This window comes from Aestuariibaculum sp. M13, assembly GCF_024723255.1.
GTDB lineage: Bacteria > Bacteroidota > Bacteroidia > Flavobacteriales > Flavobacteriaceae > Aestuariibaculum > Aestuariibaculum lutulentum.
Window position 1 is genome coordinate 1607998 of record NZ_JANIAC010000001.1, and the last position, 19870, is coordinate 1627867.

21 protein-coding genes and 1 tRNA gene are annotated in these 19870 nt (G+C 33.4%); 17 read left to right on the top strand and 5 right to left on the bottom strand.

Going from position 1 to position 19870, the window contains the following annotated elements:
* The first annotated feature begins 39 nt into the window (after positions 1-39).
* The 13 genes from NO995_RS06985 (at position 40) to NO995_RS07045 (ending at position 10122) form a co-directional block, all read left to right on the top strand.
* A complete protein-coding gene (locus tag NO995_RS06985) occupies positions 40-909 on the top strand; it encodes an AraC family transcriptional regulator (protein WP_258226849.1) in 870 nt (289 codons plus the stop codon).
* Between the two features lie 117 nt (positions 910-1026).
* Positions 1027-1968, top strand: coding sequence for an alpha/beta hydrolase (locus NO995_RS06990; RefSeq protein WP_258226850.1), 942 nt, complete (start codon positions 1027-1029; stop codon positions 1966-1968).
* Positions 1969-2027: 59 nt separating this feature from the next.
* Entirely contained in the window at positions 2028-2801 is a 774-nt protein-coding gene (locus NO995_RS06995) for an SDR family NAD(P)-dependent oxidoreductase (protein ID WP_258226851.1), read from the top strand.
* 14 nt (positions 2802-2815) lie between these two features.
* The gene (locus NO995_RS07000) at positions 2816-3613 is read left to right on the top strand and encodes an SDR family oxidoreductase (protein WP_258226852.1); all 798 of its coding nucleotides are present in this window, start codon (positions 2816-2818) and stop codon (positions 3611-3613) included.
* 25 nt (positions 3614-3638) lie between these two features.
* Complete coding sequence (locus NO995_RS07005) at positions 3639-4274, top strand: NAD(P)H-binding protein (RefSeq protein ID WP_258226853.1); 636 nt, start codon at positions 3639-3641, stop codon at positions 4272-4274.
* A 15-nt stretch (positions 4275-4289) separates the two neighbouring features.
* Entirely contained in the window at positions 4290-4916 is a 627-nt protein-coding gene (locus tag NO995_RS07010) for an NAD(P)H-dependent oxidoreductase (RefSeq protein ID WP_258226854.1), read from the top strand.
* Positions 4917-4951: 35 nt separating this feature from the next.
* Positions 4952-5587 (top strand): flavodoxin, encoded by a 636-nt coding sequence (locus NO995_RS07015; protein ID WP_258226855.1) that lies wholly within the window; start codon positions 4952-4954, stop codon positions 5585-5587.
* A 14-nt stretch (positions 5588-5601) separates the two neighbouring features.
* Entirely contained in the window at positions 5602-6501 is a 900-nt protein-coding gene (locus NO995_RS07020; protein WP_258226856.1) for an MBL fold metallo-hydrolase, read from the top strand.
* Between the two features lie 3 nt (positions 6502-6504).
* Positions 6505-7188, top strand: a complete 684-nt coding sequence (locus NO995_RS07025; RefSeq protein ID WP_258226857.1) for a DUF2490 domain-containing protein — start codon at positions 6505-6507, stop codon at positions 7186-7188.
* 25 nt (positions 7189-7213) lie between these two features.
* Positions 7214-7771, top strand: a complete 558-nt coding sequence (locus tag NO995_RS07030; protein ID WP_258226858.1) for a TMEM175 family protein — start codon at positions 7214-7216, stop codon at positions 7769-7771.
* A gap of 11 nt (positions 7772-7782) precedes the next feature.
* A complete protein-coding gene (locus tag NO995_RS07035) occupies positions 7783-8367 on the top strand; it encodes a hypothetical protein (protein WP_258226859.1) in 585 nt (194 codons plus the stop codon).
* Between the two features lie 10 nt (positions 8368-8377).
* Entirely contained in the window at positions 8378-9055 is a 678-nt protein-coding gene (locus NO995_RS07040; RefSeq protein ID WP_258226860.1) for an NAD-dependent epimerase/dehydratase family protein, read from the top strand.
* A gap of 32 nt (positions 9056-9087) precedes the next feature.
* Complete coding sequence (locus NO995_RS07045; protein ID WP_258226861.1) at positions 9088-10122, top strand: bestrophin family protein; 1035 nt, start codon at positions 9088-9090, stop codon at positions 10120-10122.
* Positions 10123-10125: 3 nt separating this feature from the next.
* Here the strand turns inward: NO995_RS07045 and NO995_RS07050 are convergent, their stop codons facing one another.
* The 4 genes from NO995_RS07050 to NO995_RS07065 all read right to left on the bottom strand — a co-directional run bounded on the left by NO995_RS07050 (position 10126) and on the right by NO995_RS07065 (position 13302).
* On the bottom strand, positions 10126-10338 hold the full coding sequence (locus NO995_RS07050; RefSeq protein ID WP_258226862.1) for a hypothetical protein: 213 nt from the start codon (positions 10336-10338) through the stop codon (positions 10126-10128).
* Positions 10335-11402, bottom strand: a complete 1068-nt coding sequence (locus NO995_RS07055) for a hypothetical protein (protein WP_258226863.1) — start codon at positions 11400-11402, stop codon at positions 10335-10337. Before NO995_RS07055 ends, NO995_RS07050 begins: the two co-directional genes overlap by 4 nt.
* A gap of 179 nt (positions 11403-11581) precedes the next feature.
* Complete coding sequence (locus NO995_RS07060) at positions 11582-12802, bottom strand: hypothetical protein (RefSeq protein WP_258226864.1); 1221 nt, start codon at positions 12800-12802, stop codon at positions 11582-11584.
* 420 nt (positions 12803-13222) lie between these two features.
* Positions 13223-13302 (bottom strand) — tRNA-Leu (locus NO995_RS07065).
* A 147-nt stretch (positions 13303-13449) separates the two neighbouring features.
* Between NO995_RS07065 and NO995_RS07070 the strand changes: the two genes are divergently transcribed.
* From NO995_RS07070 to pth, 3 genes are all read left to right on the top strand, one after another.
* The gene (locus NO995_RS07070; protein WP_240572636.1) at positions 13450-14391 is read left to right on the top strand and encodes a ribose-phosphate pyrophosphokinase; all 942 of its coding nucleotides are present in this window, start codon (positions 13450-13452) and stop codon (positions 14389-14391) included.
* A 60-nt stretch (positions 14392-14451) separates the two neighbouring features.
* A complete protein-coding gene (locus tag NO995_RS07075; protein WP_240572637.1) occupies positions 14452-15057 on the top strand; it encodes a 50S ribosomal protein L25/general stress protein Ctc in 606 nt (201 codons plus the stop codon).
* A gap of 87 nt (positions 15058-15144) precedes the next feature.
* On the top strand, positions 15145-15711 hold the full coding sequence (pth, locus tag NO995_RS07080; RefSeq protein ID WP_258226865.1) for an aminoacyl-tRNA hydrolase: 567 nt from the start codon (positions 15145-15147) through the stop codon (positions 15709-15711).
* 31 nt (positions 15712-15742) lie between these two features.
* Here the strand turns inward: pth and NO995_RS07085 are convergent, their stop codons facing one another.
* Positions 15743-18814, bottom strand: a complete 3072-nt coding sequence (locus tag NO995_RS07085) for a reprolysin-like metallopeptidase (protein WP_258226866.1) — start codon at positions 18812-18814, stop codon at positions 15743-15745.
* An 81-nt stretch (positions 18815-18895) separates the two neighbouring features.
* Between NO995_RS07085 and NO995_RS07090 the strand changes: the two genes are divergently transcribed.
* On the top strand, positions 18896-19828 hold the full coding sequence (locus NO995_RS07090; protein ID WP_258226867.1) for a bifunctional riboflavin kinase/FAD synthetase: 933 nt from the start codon (positions 18896-18898) through the stop codon (positions 19826-19828).
* Positions 19829-19870 lie beyond the last annotated feature (42 nt).

Genomic DNA, 19870 nt, shown 5'->3' on the forward strand with positions numbered 1-19870 from the left:
GATGACCAAGCTGTTTTATCCCTATTAAAACGTCCTTTAATGAATACATTTAAGAATTTTGAGTCTTTTAATGAGTACATAGGGTTAGAAAGGCCCATTGATAATAACATTGATGTTGGAGTTTATCCGGATAAAACCAAATTAAAATCTGAAAGCATTTATATCGATTTTTATAGAGTTTCTTTCAAAACAAACTATATAAACCCGGAGTTACCAGATTATGATCCTGAAAACCCTAAGCCAATAACAGCTGTTTTTTTTAATAACCCAGGAAGTGCTTATGAATGGGATTTAGACGATAAGTTCGAAGGTTATTATCTACATCTATCTAAGGATTTAATAGATAAGCATCGGTATTTATTTCAGAACTATTTGGAATATGGTTATCATGAAGCTTTATTTTTAACAAAGGATGAAGAAACAGAAGTTATCAATCTGTATCAGTTTCTTATAAAGCACTACCGAAACAATTTAGAAAACTATAATGTTCTTTTAGCGTCTATAAATCTTATTTTAAATATGGTTGAGTCATACTATAGACGTCAATTTAAAACAGATGTAAAAGTTTATAGTCCTATAGTTAGTGAATTTCAACAATTATTAAGAGACTATTATCAAGGACCAATAGAGGGTATACCTACGGTTCATTATTTTGCTGAAAAAATGCATCTAACTCCTAATTATTTAGGTGATGTTATTAAAACTTATACCCATAAGTCTACAATCGAAACTATTCACGAACATGTTGCCGAAAGAGCGAAGACCTTACTTAAGGAAAGTACCCTAAGTAATACTGAAATTGCTTTTGAACTAGGTTTTGATTACCCAAACTATTTCGCCAAGTTTTTTAAAAAACAAACGCAACTAACCCCAAAGCAATTTAGAGCAAAATTTAAGCTTGTAGATTGATAAATGTTCGGATTCAGTAAAATGTTTCCTTTTTTGAAGTGAATCTTATCCTGTAAAACTCTAGTTGTCAAGTAATTTTGTCTTGTAGAATTTTATTAATCATTAAAACTAAATATTATGTCACAACAAAAAATTTCTTACAAAAACACAAATAACGGAATTTTAATGTCTGCTTATTTGGATTTACCGAATGATTTCGACGAAAACAAACAATACCCTGCACTTGTAATTACTCACCCAGGCGGTGGAGTAAAAGAGCAAACAGCAGGTATTTACGGTAGAAAGTTTTCAGAACATGGATTTGTCACTATTGTAACTGATGCTTCATACCAAGGAGAAAGCGGTGGAGAACCACGTCAGTTAGAGAACCCTTATATAAGAACAGAAGATATAAGTTCTGCTGTAGATTATCTAACAACCTTACCTTATGTTGATAATGAAAGAATTGGGGCATGGGGTATTTGTGCCGGAGGTGGATATACTGTAAATGCTGCTATTAATGATAAGCGCATTAAGGCTCTTGGAACAGTTAGTGCTGTTAATATAGGTCATATGATTAGCAAAGGTTGGTTGGGTGACCAAGATATGAAAGATGCCATGGGGTCTTTACAATTTGGAGCTCAAGCCAGAACTATAGAAGCTAATGGTGGTGATATTGTTCAAATGCCAATGGCACCATTAAATGAGGATGATACACCTTATACAGATTTAAAAGAAGCTTGGGAATATTACCATACAGATAGAGCACAATGTTCAACATCACCTGGTTATGGAACCGCACGTAGCTTAACGCAACTGGTAACATACGATGCATTCAACATGGCCGAAATTTATTTAACACAACCATTATTCGTGGTTGCAGGAAGTGTAGCGGAATCAAAATGGATGAGTGATGATTTGATGGAGCGTGCAGCTTCAGAAAACAAACAAATGTACATTGTTGAAGGAGCAAACCACATGAAGTTATATGATATTCCTCAATATTTAGATGAGGCTGTAGCTCAATTAGCACTTTTCTTTAAAGAGCATTTAGGTGTTGCAGAACTTGTTGAAGCTTAATACAGATTTAATTATATAAGCCAAAGTATCAATATGCTTTGGCTTTTTAACTGATTAAAATGAAACAATTATTAAAAAATAAAACAGCTGTTATTACTGGAGCAAGCAAAGGCATTGGTTTGGCTACAGCACAATTATTCGCTCAAGAAGGTGCAAATGTTGTTTTAACAGCCAGAAAACAGGAAGAATTAGACGAAGCTGTTAAAAGCATCATCGATAATGGAGGCAATGCCATCGGAATTATTGCAGATTCAGGAGACCCTAAAGCACCTAAAGAAGTATTTCAAAATGCGATTAAAACATTTGGGCAAGTAGATATTTTAGTCAATAATGCTGGTTATGGTGATATGGTTTCCATTGAAGAATGCTCTGATGAGCATTTCGAAATGGTTGCACAAATAAATTATTTCGGGGTGTTCCGATTTTGCAGAGAAGCCATTCACCATTTTATGCCAAAAAATCAAGGTGTCATTGTCAATGTAACTTCCATAAATGGATCACTTCCAGTTGGAGGTGTTGCATATACATCAACTAAAGCAGCGGTAAACACGATGACTACTAATATTGCAGTACGTTTTTCGGGAACAGGTATTAGGTGTAATGCAGTTGCTCCAGGAAATACAGACACCCCTATGGCAAAGGCCTGGGCAGCCGGAGAGCTTTCTGGAGGCACAAAAATGGTGGAGTATGCTGGTAAGTATGCAAATCAAGAACTACCCTTTACAGAAGCTCTAGATCAAGCTAATGCAATCCTATATTTTGCTAGTGATTTAAGTAAAGCAGTTACAGGTAGAGTTCTGGTGGTTGATAATGGAGCATATATAGGTGCTTAAGAATACAAAATTAAATGAAAACAATATTTATAACCGGTGCATCAACCGGATTAGGAAAGGCGGCGGCACTTTTATTTCAGTCTAATGGATGGAAAGTTTATGCAACAATGCGTAGTACGGAGAAAGGAAAGGAGTTAATGGATTTAGATAATATCAATGTTCTTGAACTTGATGTGACCAAACCAGAACAAATTAACGAGGTTGCTGCAAAAGTAATTGCCGATGGTGGCGTTGATGTAGTATTGAATAACGCTGGCTATGGTTTAGCAGGACCCGCAGAAAGCCTGGAAGATGAGCAGATAGTTGAGCAGCTGAATACTAATTTGTTGGGTGTTATCCGGGTAACCAAAGCCTTTATTCCGTATTTCAGAGAGAAAAAGGATGGTTTGTTTATTGCGGTTACCTCCTTAGCAGGGCTAATCCCTGTTCCGGTAAACTCAATTTATAATACCGCAAAAACGGGAGTAGAAGCATTTTATGAAAGTCTTGCATTTGAATTGGACAATTTTAATATAGTAACTAAAACCGTTTCTCCTGGTATCATTAAATCTGCTTTTAGGGACAATGTGCAAGTCGGTTTGATGGATGAATATATGTCAACCTTTCAGCGTGGAATGCAGGCAATGGCATTTGATACTTTTGACTCTACTTCGGAAGAAATTGCAGCTATTGTTTATGAAGCTGTTACTGATGGTAAAAGGCAGTTGAATTATGTGGCAGGAGCCGATGCACAAAGGCATTATGAACACCGTTTAAGCCTTGGAAGACAAGGTTATGTTGATTACCTGAACGATTATGATCCGGAGGGATAGAATTATAAAAATAGATTATTAAGAAATGAAAGAAAAAGTTTTAGTAATAGGTGCCAATGGTGCCATTGCACAACATGTAATAAAAAATCTTGCTGGTAATGAAAATATGAATTTAACATTATTTGCAAGGAAAGCAAACGGGTTATCGTTGAAAGCACCCAACGCAGAAATACTTCAAGGAGATGTATTTATAAAAGAAGATTTAGATAAGGCTATAGAAGGAAAAGATGTGGTTTACGCAAACCTTTCAGGGCCTATGGATTCATTAGCTAAATCTATTGTTGATACTATGGAAGATAAGGGAGTTAAGCGATTAATTTTTGTTACTTCTTTAGGGATATATGATGAGATTCCTGGGAAGTTTGGAGAATGGAATAATAGAATGATAGGTGGTGCTCTAAAGACTTATAGAAGAGCAGCCGATACGATTGAAACTTCTGAACTTGATTACACGGTGGTAAGGCCTTCGTGGTTAACAGATAAAGATGAAGTTGCTTATGAAACTACCCAAAAGGGAGAGCCGTTTATTGGTACTGAAGTTTCAAGAAAAGCCGTTGCAGAATATATAACAGATTTAATTCAACATCCAGATAAAGATGTTAAAGCAAGTGTAGGAGTAAATAAACCTGGAGTTTATGGAGATAAACCTGCATTTTATTAAAATAAAATAATAGCTATGAGTGATAAAAGAAAAGTACTATTGATAAATACGCATTTATCTTATCAAAATTGGTCAGAAGGAAATCTTAATGCTGCCTTTCAGCAGAAAGCTAAAGAGTATTTTCTAAGTAAAGATTTTGAAGTTTTAGAAACTAAAATTGAGGATGGATATACACCGGCAGAAGAAGTGGAAAAACATATGCTTGCAGACTTGGTGATATTACAAACACCAGTGAATTGGTTCGGAGCCCCATGGATTTACAAAAAATATGTCGATGAAGTATTCAACGAAGGTCTGTTTAGTAAAAGATTTCAAGTAGATGATGGAAGAACTAAGGAAGACCCGTCAAAACAATATGGTACTGGAGGTAAAATGTATGGTAAAAAATTTATGATATCTGCCACATGGAATGCTCCAAGAGCTGCTTTCGGAGATGAATCACAAGCTTTAATGCGAGGAAAGACGACATCAGATTTGTTTTTAAATATTTCAAGCAGCTATCGTTTTGTAGGATATGATATTTTGCCTGATTATAACTGTTTTGATATTTACAAAGGAGGAAACCCATCTTTAGATTTAGATAATTATCCGAAATATATAGAAGCAGTATTAGAAGAATCAGAAGAGATATTGGTTGTCTGATAAGGGAAAATTGATGTAAAAAACATGTGAATAAGTTGGGGTGTAAAAAATATTGGAGAATAATTAGAGTGATTTTAATAGCTGGAGTCTTTGCGGTAATATGTTTTGTTTGTGTAATTGTAGGGATAGACTCTTATCAGTATCATAGAAATAAAGAAATAATAAAATCATTTCAGGAGAATGAAGAGCCTAGTAGTACACTAGTTGTGTTTTATTCACGTTCGGGAAACACTGAGTTAATGGCTAGAAAAATAGCCGAAGTAAAAAAGGCTCATGTTTTACCTATTAAGACTACTAGAGATGATGTTGGGTTTTGGGGATGGTTACAAGCTTTAAATGATGCAAGAAAAACTGAAGCCGAGATTACTCCTGATAAAATTGATTTAACTAAATACGATACAATTTATATAGGTTCTCCAATTTGGTTATATAGCCCAGCACCACCTGTTTTTGAGTTCGTTGGAAACAATGATTTTTCAGAAAAAAAGGTGGTCCTATTCAACTCAATGAACAGCAAATTTGAGCAAGAATATATTGATAGATTTAAAAATATAGTAGTGCAAAATGGAGGTGAATTTTTAAAACACATATATATCATTCGAGGACGTATGACACAGCAAATGGAAGTCAGCACATTCTTAAATGAAGTAGAACAAGAACTAATTAATTAACTATAACTATTATTATGGCTTTAGAAGTAATCAAATCGAAAATAGGTGATGTAGAAATTATCCAAGTTGTAGAGCAACCACTTGACCAATATTATTCAATGTTCCTACCAATGGCAACACCAGAGGAAATAGAAAAAATAGATTGGCTAAAAACATCACACCATGTAAACAAAGACCTTTCTTTAAAAGGAAGTTCGCAAATGTTTGTTGTCAAAGTGAACAAACGTGTTTTTGTAATCGACACATGTATAGGTAATGAAAAGCAACTATTGGAATTTCCGTTTTGGGCAAACCAAAAATTTGAGTTTTTAGAAACTTTAGATGAAATAGGTTTCGATAAAAATTCAGTTACAGATGTCTTGTGTACACATTTACATTTAGACCACGTGGGTTGGAACACTTATTATAAAGATGGTATTTGGCATCCTACGTTTCCAAAGGCAAAGTACCATTTTGCCAAAGATGAATACGATTGGTGGCATGAAGTAGCACCAGTAGATGATTTTTTGATTACCCATAAAGATGTTTTGATGCAATCGGTTTATCCAGTTATACGTGCAGGATTGGCAAATTTTGTTGCAAGAGATGCCGATTTAGGCGATGGTATTTCTTTGATTTCTACACCTGGACATACAGTAGCTCATATTTCAGTTCAAGTTAAAAATGGCGACCAAACTTTTATTATTGGTGGAGATATGTGTCATCACCCTTGCCAAATAGCCAAACCAGATTGGGCAATGGCTGCTGATTTTAGCCAAGATCAATCGACTGAAAGTCGTCAAAAAATGTTTGAAAATATAGCAGATACCGAAACACTTTACACGTGTACACACTTTAAAAGTCCGTCCTTTGGAAAAGTCAAAAAGAACGAAAATGGTGAGTATGTATATAACAGTATCGATTATTCCAAATAGCCTATGATTGTTATTAAACACTGTAAAGTATATGTTTTACTAATCTTATTAGTGCTTTCCTTTTCTGTATCGGCACAAGTTGCAGCAGAAAAAGAAGGCACGTATTTATATACGGGATTTTCTTCAGCTCTTCCAGGTAATAATAGTTTCGTGTTTTACTATGGTTATAGTCCCTCTGATGATTTTCAATCCCTAATTGCTTTACCATTTTTTAAAATCACAAATAATATTCAGTTCATGCCTGGATACATGATGACTAAGGCTGATGGATATAGAATGTTTACCAATGTCCAACATCATTTATTGCCAAGTGTTATTTTGAATTTTAAACTAAGTGAAAGATTTTCAATAACCGACAGAAATATGTTTTATCATTTGTTTAGAGAAGATACTAAAGATGTCAACCTTTATAGGAATAGATTGGGCCTTATTTATCACACCAAGCTATTTAAGAAAGCAACAAACTTATTTATTCATGATGCAATGTTCTGGAATCTAAATAATGGAAAATTTTTTAGAAATAGGATAATACTCGGAGGTTCCATAAAAGCTGCTAAATGGATGACACCACAAATTTGGTATGCCTATCAAGCTGAAAATGGTCTATTGCCACAACATCAATTTTATCTTATCTTAACTGTGCCATTAGAAAATTTTGGAGTATTTAAGTCAAAAACAAATAATTAACTAACCTTTATTAACCTAAAACTTAATGAAAAAAGAACGTTTTGAAGCAATTACTGATGCCGTAATGGCCATTATTATTACTATCATGGCATTAGAAATAGAGCTACCGAATTTCGATGAAGAAGGTATCAATGAGTTTATAATGCAAATTGGAATATATATTCTTAGTTATGCATTTATAGCGATTCTTTGGATCAATCATCATAACATATTTAGGCATGTAAAGATGGTAGATCATACTACATTATGGCTTAACTTTTTACTGTTGTTTTCAACGTCTTTGATTCCTTTAGCTACCAGAACAATAGATAAGGCATATTTTGATAACAAGAGCCATATTTTATTTGCCTTGATTTTCGGTTCTGCTACACTTTTGTATTTTTTGTTAGATGAAAGAGCTATTAAATTATCGGAGAATAAAAGGGTTGCTGACACTCGAAAAATGAATATTATTGCCACGTTGCTTTTCTTTCTAGCAATACCTTTTAGTTATTTAAGCATTTATATATCATCCGCAATATTTGTTTTAGTCCCAACAGCATATTTTTTATTGCCACGTAAGCAAATTAAGAGTGTCATTTAATATCAAACTATATGGAAGAAAATTACCTTAAGGACGAATTATTCCATTCTAAAAAGGAGCCTCGTAAGGCACTACAAACCTTTTTAAGAAACCAAAATAAGTTGGTCATTAATTCATTTAATATGATTGATAGAAAGGCAGCAATCATGATTAGAATTAATGCAACAATAATATCTGTAATAATAGTGTTTTTCGACTATGTGAAGGATATTAAAATGGGGAACTACATAGGAGGTATTATGGTAGTTGCTTCCTTCATTTCATTGATATTGGCTATTAATGCTTCGAGGCCTCATATTTTTAAGTTGTACCGAAGATTTAAAAACAAAATAGGTGGGAAATATTTAGGTCTAGAGCATAAGGTTTTTTCTGTTGGTATGTTTGATCGAGAACCTTTGGAAGATTATTTAAAGGCATATGACAAAGTTTTAAAAAGTCAGGAACTACAAGTAGGTAATCAGATAAGAACCATGTATTTACTAGAAAAATACACGAAGGATGCCTTTTTACATCTCGAATTATCTTATTGGGCTTTTATTATAGGCTTTTCATCAATGGTCTTTTTGTTTATAGTTGGAACAATAATAAACGTTTAATAATAATAAAATGATGAAAAAAGTTATAATAACAGGAGCTTCTGGTATGTTGGGTAAAGCAGTTTTACAAGAGTGCTTAGAACATTCAGAAATAGTAAAGGTTTTAATAATTAACAGAAAATCAATAGGGGTTTCTCATGATAAGTTAGAAGAGTTGATTTTAAAGGATTTTTCAGGGATTGAGTTAGAAAGGGAGCATTTAAAAGGTTATGATGCGTGCTTTTATTGTATGGGAGTTTCAGCTGTAGGTATGAATGAAGAAACCTATGTAAATATAACCTATAACATCACTAAAATGTTTGCCGATGTTTTATTTGATATAAATCCTAATATTGTATTTAATTATATATCTGGGGCAGGAACTGATACTTCGGAAAGCGGAAAAGTTATGTGGGCTAGAGTAAAAGGTAAAACGGAAAATTACATTCTTAATAAAGGATTTAAAAAGGCTTTAATGTTCAGACCTGGTTTAATAATCCCAGAAAAAGGTACTAAATCCAGAACAGGGTGGCTAAATACGACGTATACAATAATGAGTCCGCTTTTTCCTTTATTAAAAAAATCAAGTAGTATAACAACATCAACTAATATTGGTTTAGCCATGATTAACTCACTGTTAGTCGATGCAAATTCGAAATACCTTTCCAACAAGGAGATTAATTTGCTTGCTAAAAAAGAAGTAGTTTAGAAAGTATGTCTAAATAACCTATTTTCACAAATATGATAGTAACAAAAAGCATAAGCTTTAAACGCTTAATGAAAACAACGGGTCATCACTTCCTGTGGCTTCTTCCGTTAATGGGGAGTATTGCTGCCTTATATCATTTTGATATAATCACTTTCAAAATACCTTGGGTTCCTGTATCGGTTATTGGTACCGCTGTAGCATTTTATGTAGGTTTTAAAAACAATCAATCGTATGATAGATTATGGGAAGCACGTAAAATATGGGGAGGTATTGTGAACGATAGTCGTGCCTGGGGGATGATGGTTGATGGCTTTATTACAAATCAATTTACAAATAAGGTTATTTCGGAAGATGAATTAAAAAAAATAAAGAAAAGGCTAGTTTATCGTCATATAGCTTGGTTGTATGCACATCGAAGTCAATTATTAGTTCCAACGTCCTGGGAGCATAGTTCGCAATCAGGTCATATTGGTAAATCAGCACAGAAAAACCAAGAAAAATTTGGAGTAGGTCTGATAGATGATGAAGAAACGAGAAGTAGTCTAGATACCTTTTTATTACCAGACGAGCATGAACGTTTAGTAAATGCAGCTAATACAGCAACACAAATAATTAATGAGCAATCAAGGGACTTAACACAGTTAAGAAAAGACTATATCATTGATGATTTTAGACATATGGAGATGGAAAGTGTCTTGAGAACGTTTTATGAGTTACAAGGTAAAAATGAACGTATTAAGAAATTCCCTTTGCCAAGACAATATGCAAATATGAGTCGTTACTTCGTGGGTATATTTATTGCGTTTTTGCCATTTAGTATGGTTCCAGAAATGATGCATGTGGGTCAATTAGGCTTTTGGCTGTCTGTACCAGTTGTTGCATTAATAGGTTGGATATATGTCACCATGGAATTAGTTGGTGATTATTCCGAAAACCCATTTTCAAGTATGGCAAATGACATTCCAATGCTCTCTTTATGTAGAGTAATAGAAATTGACCTACGGGAAATGTTAGGTGAAACAGATCTACCTCCAGCTATTGAAGCTAAAAAAGGAGTGTTGATGTAGTTTTTAATTATTCGAATGAACAATATAAAGGTCAGATTGTGCTTCTTGAGATTCTGTTAAAAAAAGTTCAGAAGAGTCGCTTGTAGTTTGGTCAATATTTTCGTAATCGAATTTTGGAATCTTAAATTCACTTTGGGATATAACACTATTTTCTATGTGTTCAATAAATTCGTTCGAATAGTTCAACTCTTTTAATTTCTCGATTAATTCTTTCATTTCGCTGTGTTGTTAGTTTGTATGTCATTTCGGATTAAACAATAATAATCTGAAACAAATATTTTAGCCATAGATGTATTTTCAAAAGCCCAATAAAATAATGCCCACATTCTTCTCATTGATTTATCTAATCCAATGGATTCAGCGTGAGTTATTTTAAGTTGACAAACATCCCAAGCATCTTCTCTAGTAATTGCGTGACCGTGATTGTTCCATTCAGAATGATTTGCTAATAATTTAGCAATGTCTTTAGAACGTTTACGTTTTTCCTCATCAGTTACTGTATTTCCGTTGCTACTGTGTTTTGTCCAAGTTTTAAATTTGTAGTTGTAAAGATAATCTTCAACTAACTTTTCTGAGTATTTTGTACCACTAATTGCATAACCAATCTCTTTTGGGTCAATATTTTTTAACAAAGTCAAATCTGTCCAATTTGGATTAGTTCCAGCTTTTATTGCTTTGTCTCCACGTTCTTTTATTTCTTCAACTAAATTTAAAATTGATTGAGCAGGGACAAATTGTCCATCAGGTTTTCGAATTTGTGGGTCAATAGGTCCGATGTTTGCAGAATGAGTCATTATAATTTCGTCACCTGAAAGTGCAAATATAGTTCCAGCTGACATAGCCATATTTAATAAAATAAAATTTACTCGTTCAAATCTGGGTCTTAATTTAGATACAAATTTCACTACTTGGTTTGATAAACCACCGGGTGAAACCAAGATGACATCTAGTTCTTTTGTGTTTGTGGGTAAAGTATTTATTAATTCCGTAAAAGGTAAGTCATCTTGATAATCAATAGAAACGGAAACTTTAGTTTGTTTAACTACATTTGCTACATAACATACAACTTCATTTCCTCTAACGGCTTTAATTTCAGCTATACTTCTGCGAATCTCATCTAAAATATTGACATTAGTGAATCTGTGAGAAAGTAAGCTTTCAAATTCACGTCCGTCAATCATTTTGTCCAGTACGGACTGTTTTGCGACCGGGTTTACAATTATTTGTTTTTGATTTGGGATGAAGTTTTTTTGTCCGCGATTTCTTCCACCTTTACTCATACACCTTATTTAATTTATGCAAATTTACTATTATTTATATTTTCCCAATTACGCCCAACTGTTGGGCTATGATTTCGGCGTGGAATCGTCCGCAGGACTATTCCGCGTAAGAAATCAGTTTAAATATTATGGTTTACTTTTGGTTTTTGCACTGTTGCCACGCTGAATTATAGCCGTTGTTAGGGCAAGTTTATTTTATTAATTACTTCCTTTAGGATACTGAATTGTTCCTTGTGGTCTATAAGGCTTTTATCTTTGTCACTACTCACAGATATATTAAATTCTTGCTCTGAAATATGATCGAATAACTTATCAATATCAAGATTTTTCTCCTCTTTGGTTAATTTATATAGTTCAAGAATTTTTAATTTTTCTTGATATATTCTGTAAAAATATTTATAATCTGAAATTATTTTCCTGTATTGTTTTAATAAAAACCAAGATATACTTTCAATAAATATTAATATTGTGAGAGGTCTAATCCCTTTAATCAAGAACGAAGTGTAGTCATTCTTTTTGAAGTCATAATCTGGCAAGTTTATATAGAAAAAAATAACAGCTGTAAATGACATTAATATTCCAGAAATCAACATAAAGTTTGCTCTATTTTTTGTTTCTGTTGTTAATTTTTCAATATTGTCAATATTCAATTTCATAAAACTTTCAAGTTCATCCTTGATGATAAGTTTATTAACTTTTGCTTGAAGTTTTTTTAATTCAGAAGATTCTATTGAGTCATTTTTATCTTTTTTAAGGTTTTCTTCTAATTCCTTTTTTTCGTTATTGATTTTTTCTTTTTCTTCAGAGCTGACAGTTAAGTCATTGTTTGTTTTAATGAATATTAAAGGAAGTATATAAAGTATCAAATTAATTATTATCCAGCTTATTAGAATTATTAAAAACTTGTTTAATCTAAATTCCTTATTGATTGTCTTGTTAATATTGATATAATCTGAATATTTTAATTGTTCAATAAATTCTTTTTTGTTTTTAACTCTTTTTTTTATTTCATTTAATTTAAATTCATCAATAGTCAATAAATATTTTATAGAACTATATTTAAATATAAATGATGTGGGGATATCTTCAATTGTAGAAATGTCAATCTGATGTTCTTTTGAGTTGTCAATTTTTTCATAGTTCATCAACTGATAATCAAAAGGCAGTGGTGATATACTATCAGACTGCTTAAAATTTGATTCAAATTCAGAAATAATTTCCTCTCTGAATTTTAACTGTTGTTTAAATTCTAAAGAAGAAAGAGAAGGAGTGTTTTTATCAATATATTGTGGTACTGAGCCAATTTTTTCTGAATAATCCGCGAATAAAAGAATTATAAAAATGACTAAAATTATATTGATAAGGTAACGTATGATTTTAAACCAATCGTATTCGTTCATTTATATTTGTTTTAATTTGCCCTAACAACTGGATAGGCGCAATTACGTCTATCTATATTATATTTATTTGGATAAATATAAATATTATTCTTACAAACATATAGTGGAAATCGAAATATTAAATAAATTAATTCAAGTAGTTTAGCTTTTAGTTAAAGAAATATTTTTACCACATTACTAATACCGGTATTTGGCCAATTTATTTTTGGTATATGTTAAAAAGACTATTACTGTTTGGGAAAGAGTAAGCATAAAGGGGTAAACTGTTGTTTAATGTGCTTTTTTTATGCTTTGTTGTAAAATGAATTTTTAATTAATATTTGTTCTTGATGGTTAAATTGAACCTGTTTTTGTGTTACTAGTTTGTTGCTATATAAATTGAAAACCCTTGTAAATCAAATGATTAACAAGGGTTTTATGTACTCAAGGTGGGAATCGAACCCACACTCCGAAGAATCGGATTTTGAATCCGACGCGTCTACCAATTCCGCCACTTGAGCGTTTTAGCGAGAGCAAAAATATATAAATTTTTCATAATTATGATAAAAATACTGGGTATTATACTTTTTAGGTAAAAATAAATGTCTAAATTTGCACCTCGTTAAAAAACAAGCTGCGCTTTTGCGCTAAAAAACAACAAGTTAGCTATGCCGACAATTGTAACTGAAGCCAAAATTTTTGCATGTACCCAAAGCCAGGTACTGGGAGAGAAAATCGCTAAGGCTTTTGGAACCGAATTAGGAAAAGTAAAAATGTCGACTTACAGTGATGGGGAGTTTCAACCATCATATGAAGAGTCGATTAGAGGTACTCGTATCTTTATTATTGGTTCGACAAATCCAGGACCGGAAAACTTAATGGAAATGTTGTTAATGATTGATGCCGCTAAGCGTGCATCAGCAAGACACATTACTGCTGTTTTACCATATTATGGATGGGCAAGACAAGATAGAAAAGATAAGCCAAGAGTGCCTATTGCTGCAAAACTTGTTGCTAAAACTTTAGAAGCTGCCGGAGCTACCAGAATTATCACCATGGATTTACATGCTGATCAAATTCAAGGCTTCTTCGAGAAACCAGTTGACCATTTATTTGCTTCAACTATTTTCTTACCGTATTTACAAAGCTTAGGGTTAGATAATTTAACTATCGCATCTCCTGATATGGGTGGTTCTAAGCGTGCTTATGCTTATGCAAAAACCTTAGGAAGTGATGTAGTTATTTGTTATAAGCAACGAGCAAAAGCCAATGTGATTTCTCACATGGAATTAATTGGTGATGTAACAGGTAAGAATGTGGTATTAGTTGATGATATGGTTGATACCGCAGGAACCTTAACTAAAGCAGCCGATTTAATGATGGAGCGTGGTGCATTAAGCGTTAGAGCAATATGTACACATGCGTTATTGTCTGGTAATGCTTACGATAATTTAAATAATTCAAATTTAGAAGAACTTATAGTAACAGACTCTATTCCTGTTAAGCCATTAAGCGATAAGATTAGAGTATTAAGTTGTGCCGATTTATTCGCTGAGGTGATGGAAAAAGTACACAACAACCAATCTATAGCTTCTAAATTTGTAATGTAAAAAAGACTTGAAAGTACATTAGTACTTCCAATATAAACAAGTAATAATAAATAAATAATTATGAAATCAATTACAATCAACGGATCTCAAAGAGAAAGCGTGGGCAAAAAAGCAACTAAAGCCTTACGTAATGCTGGTCAGGTTCCTTGCGTATTATACGGAGGAGATAAGCCAGTTCATTTCTCAGCAGAAGAATTAGCTTTCTCAAAACTAGTATACACGCCTAATGCGCATACAGTTGTGATTGCTTTAGAAAATGGTGAAACTTACAACGCGGTATTACAAGATATCCAATTTCACCCGGTAACCGATGCTATCATGCACATCGACTTCTACCAATTATTCGAAGACAAAGAAATTACTATGGAAATTCCTGTAGTATTAATTGGTAACTCTCGTGGTGTTAAAAATGGTGGTGTTTTACGTAAAAACAAACGTAGCTTAAGAGTTAAAGCTCTTCCAGCTAACTTACCAGATTTTATCGAAGCAGATATCACGCCATTAAGAATTGGTGGTAAATTATACATCACTACTTTAGAAAACGATGCATACAAATTTATGCACCCAGATAATACTGTAGTGTGTCAAGTAAGACGTTCTAGAAACTCAGTTGCTGATACTGATGAGGACGAAGAAGAAGAAGTTGAAGCAGCTGCAGCTGAATAAGACTAGTCTTAAATTAAATATGAAAGCATCCTGTATTCGGGATGCTTTTTTATTTTTACAAAAGATTACAATTTACGATAACATGTTATGAAGAAGTACTTAATCGTTGGTTTAGGAAATATAGGAGACAATTATGAACATACCCGTCATAATATTGGGTTTAAAATTTTAGATTATTTCGCTAAAGCGGAAGATGTTACTTTTACAACTCAAAAATTAGGGGACGTCGCTGAATATAAATTAAAAGGAAGAACTTTTATTTTGTTGAAGCCAAATACCTATATGAATTTAAGTGGAAAGGCTGTATTATATTGGTTGACTAAGGAAAAAATTCCTTTAGAAAACTTATTAGTTATTACCGATGATTTAAATCTTCCATTTGGAAGCATTCGAGTAAAAGCTAAAGGAAGCGATGGTGGGCATAACGGATTAAAAGACATACAAGCTAAACTGAACACTACCAATTATAATCGTTATAGATTCGGAATTAGTGATACTTTTAATAAAGGTCAGCAGGTCGATTATGTGCTTGGTGAGTGGACCGACGAAGAAAACGATAAGCTAAAAGAACGTTTGGAAAAATCGGTTGAATTAATAAAATCCTTTGGGTTAGCAGGATTATCAAATACGATGAATAGTTTTAATGGGAAATAAGGAAAGCAGAACCTAGGTTCTGCTTTCCTTATTATTTAATGATAATTTTTTTTGTTGATTTTCGAATTCCATCACTAACCTTTAAAAGGTAAAGACCAGTTTGGACTTGATTTAAATTGATTATCTGTTCAAAGTCACCAGGGTTTTTATATACGTTTTTAAAAATTAATCTTCCTCCTAAGTCGCAAACATCTACAGATATGTTGCCTTCTAAAGATCCATTCAATTTAATAGTAAATGTTCCGTTATTCGGATTAGGGAAAACGTTGAAATTATCAAATCCAAATTGTTCTATGCTTAGTGTAGGAATGATATTTAAGCTGTAATCTTCAACTTCTCCATCAAAACCATTTTCGCAAAGTATTGGAGAACCTTCACCCGCAAACTTGGTAGATATTCTCATAATGGTATTGCCTAATATGGCATTACTCGGAACTGTAATAGAAAACGGAGAATTACTTGTAGGACCATTAACAACATTGGTTGCCGACCCTAAGGTATAGGTTTCGCCATCATCATCAAAACTACAATTTTGATTCCAGTCAATCCAAACAACTGTATTGGTGCTGTAATCACCATCTGTATTTACATTAACCGTTAAGTCAAATGTGTTAGATCGATTAACATCTGTAGAAAGATTGGTGTAATCTGAATAGCCCGAGGGTTTTCCATTATTTAGATTATTGATGGTGTTAAAAATAACTCCTGTGGTACTGGTTTCGTAGTTGTCGTTTGCAATAGATTTACAAACACCATTGTAAAATGGAAATTCAAATACTTTATCTTTGGTTAGGGAGTTAGAGGTTCCGGTAACAGTGATGGTATAGTCATCATTAGCGATGTTGTCTAGGTTGTTAATTGTCATTGTTACAGTGCCATCTGAATCTAAACTTGTTGGAGAAAATGATACCGATGATCCTGCTGGGTTGCCTGTTGCGCTAAATGTTGTATTGTCTGTATAACCGTTAGCAGTGGCAAAGTTAAAATGAAAAATAGCAGAAGTGCTCTTGCAAGCTATTGGGTCCAGAGTTTCACCTACCATAAAGAATTCTGGCTCATTTGATATCGAGAAATCAAAGTCTGAAACATCATAAAAAATATTGTCGGCAGCTTCAATTAATATTCTAGCAGTTGTTGTATTGGTTAGGTTGGGTACAGTGTAATTGTATGACCCATTATTCGGTACATTTGAGGCTATAGTTGTATTAAAAGTAAGTCCGCTATCAGTAGATAACTTTATATTTACATTTTGACAGTTAATAGTACCATTATTAGTTTCACCGACTTCCCATGTTATTTCTTGTGAAGTTCCCTGAGCCCAGGATATAGGATTGGTAACAGTAAATGGAGTAACGTCTTCAACGGTTATTTGCATTGTGTCGTAACTGGACTGTCCAATACTGCCATCACCGGGCGATCTGTCACGTACCGTTAGAGCCCAGTTTAGCGTTCTGCCTACGTTAGAAACTGTTTCCCAGTCGCTAAAAATATTAGGGTCCGTTTGAGTAATTTTTCCTTCTAAAACACTACTGAAATTAGGGATATACCGATCACTTGAATTTGAAGGTGGTAATGAGCGATTCATAGAACCCGTAGCTAAATCGGGTCCGAAATTTAAATAGTTTGTTGTGCCGCTATCTATTTGTTCCCAACAAAAGGTTAAGTTATCTGCTCTATTGGAGTCTGTCGCATTTCCTTTTAAAATATAAGCGGTACCCGCAGGTATAAAATAATCAGGACCGGCATCGGCAGTAGGTGGAAGGTTATTAATGTTTTCAGTAGTTTGGCATTTACCAATAATATTATCTAGAATTTGTTTTATACTGTGATAGTGAAAATAAGCATCACTGTTATTTTCTACATTGTCTGGACCTACAATTCCAGCATACCCCATAATTGTCGATCCGCTTCCTGGTTCCGAGTTTACTCCAGTACCTTCAGATTCAAATGCGAAGGTGTGGTTTGCTCCCATTTGGTGACCAATTTCGTGAACAACAAAATCTATATCAAAAGTATCGCCTTCTGGAATTCCGTTAGAGGGAGAGGTAAAGCCACTGCCTTTATGCATATCGTTTGATGCGGGAGTGTCGTCTTCACAAACACAACCTATGCAACCTGCATTTCCGCCCCCACCAGTAGCACCAAATAAATGTCCTATATCATAGGCGCTGTTTTCTATTACAGATGTTAAAGTGTTTTGTAGCTGTAAATTCCAGCCTTCTGGCTCACCGGCATAATCTTCACTTGCCCCTATATTGGCATCGGAATAAGGATCGGTAGTTGCATTGGTATAAATAAGTTGGGGCGCATCAACCAATTCGAAAGTAATAGCCATATCGGTTTCAAAAATTTCATTAACACGACCAATGGTTGTGTTTATTGCTGCTAAGGCATCGGCAACGGCATTTCCGTTGGCAGAAATGCCATCGTTATGGTAAGCGGTATATTCAGCAGTGGTAGAAATAGCTATTCTAAATTTTTGAAGGGTTTGATTATTAGCGCCGCCTTCGTCTACGGTTGTTTTTAAAGATGAAGTGCTTTTTAAAGATAATTTATCGAGGTTCTCAAGTGTTTTACATAGAAATTCATATTTCAAATCATTTTTATCAGCTTTATGGTAAAGAACATACTCGTCTGAGTTTTTCTCTACCGGCTGCATAAAAATCATTCCTTTGTTCATGGATGTAACCATGGTGTATACACCCTGTGGAGAAATAGACATTCTTAATTTTTTACCGGAATTAGTCAAGGAATAGCCTACATAGGTTTTTATATCAGGGTATTTATTTGCTAACGATGGAGCAAAAACAGAAGATTCATAAATTTTGAATGTTTCAATGGTTCCATTATGTGATGGAATGTCTACTAAGGTTTCCGTTTTTTTAGATTTAGCGTATCTCGATGTTGCTGGACCTATATTCTTTTTAAGAGATGTTATGTCTAGTTTAAAAAAATGAACTTTAGATCTATCTAAATGCAGTTTTGATAGTTTTTTAGAATCTTTAACACGTTCTAGTTTTTTCCATGAAGAATTTTGACCAAAAGCTGAAAAGATAAATAAAAGCATTGTTATTGATAAAACATAATGTAGTTTTGCTTTCATAAAACTGATTTAGAACGAGATTATTAAAACGCTAATAACAAATCTAACTTTTTTAAATCAAATTAGCAATTAATAGCTTTTATGTGCAAGATTGAAAATATTACGGCTTACAGCTCTGATACACCATCAGTTGTTACCATAGGAACTTTCGACGGAGTTCATATTGGGCATCGAAAAATAATTAACCGTTTAATTAATACAGGGAAGCTATCGCACTTAAAATCGGTAATCCTTACGTTCTTTCCGCATCCGCGAATGGTGTTGCAAAAGGATTCTAATATTAAGTTGATTAATACCATAAATGAACGCCGTGCCATTTTAGATGGCTTAGGTTTAGATTATTTACTTATTAAAAAATTTACCAAAGAATTTTCACGTTTAACTGCTGAAGAGTTTGTTAAAGAAATTCTTGTTGATACGCTTCACGCTAAAAAAGTAATTATTGGTTATGATCATCGTTTTGGTCGAAACAGGAATGCCGATATTAATGATCTTAGAAAGTATGGCGAACTTTACGGGTTTGATGTCGAAGAGATTTCGGCTCAGGATATTGACGATGTTTCAGTAAGTTCTACTAAAATTAGAGCAGCCCTTGAAGAAGGCGATATTGATAAAACGAATGCTTATCTTGGTTATAACTTTATGCTTACAGGAACTGTGGTTGAAGGGAAAGCCTTAGGGAGGCAAATAGAGTATCCAACGGCAAATATTCAAATAGAAGAAGATTATAAGTTAATACCGAAACAAGGTTCTTATGTTGTTAAATCTGTTATTGATGGAGAGAAGGTTTTCGGTATGATGAATATTGGTACAAACCCAACCGTTAAAGGGAATAAAGAAACCATTGAAGTTCATTTTTTCAACTTCAACAAAGATATCTACGGACAGCAAATTCAAATAGACCTGTTACACCGCATTCGCGATGAGAAAAAATTCGAATCAGTAACAGCTTTAAAAGAACAATTACAAAAAGATAAAGAAACTTCATTAACATATATTGCATCGCACTTTTAATTGGATTTTTAGGTTTAAAAAGCAATCTTAATATTTTGCAAT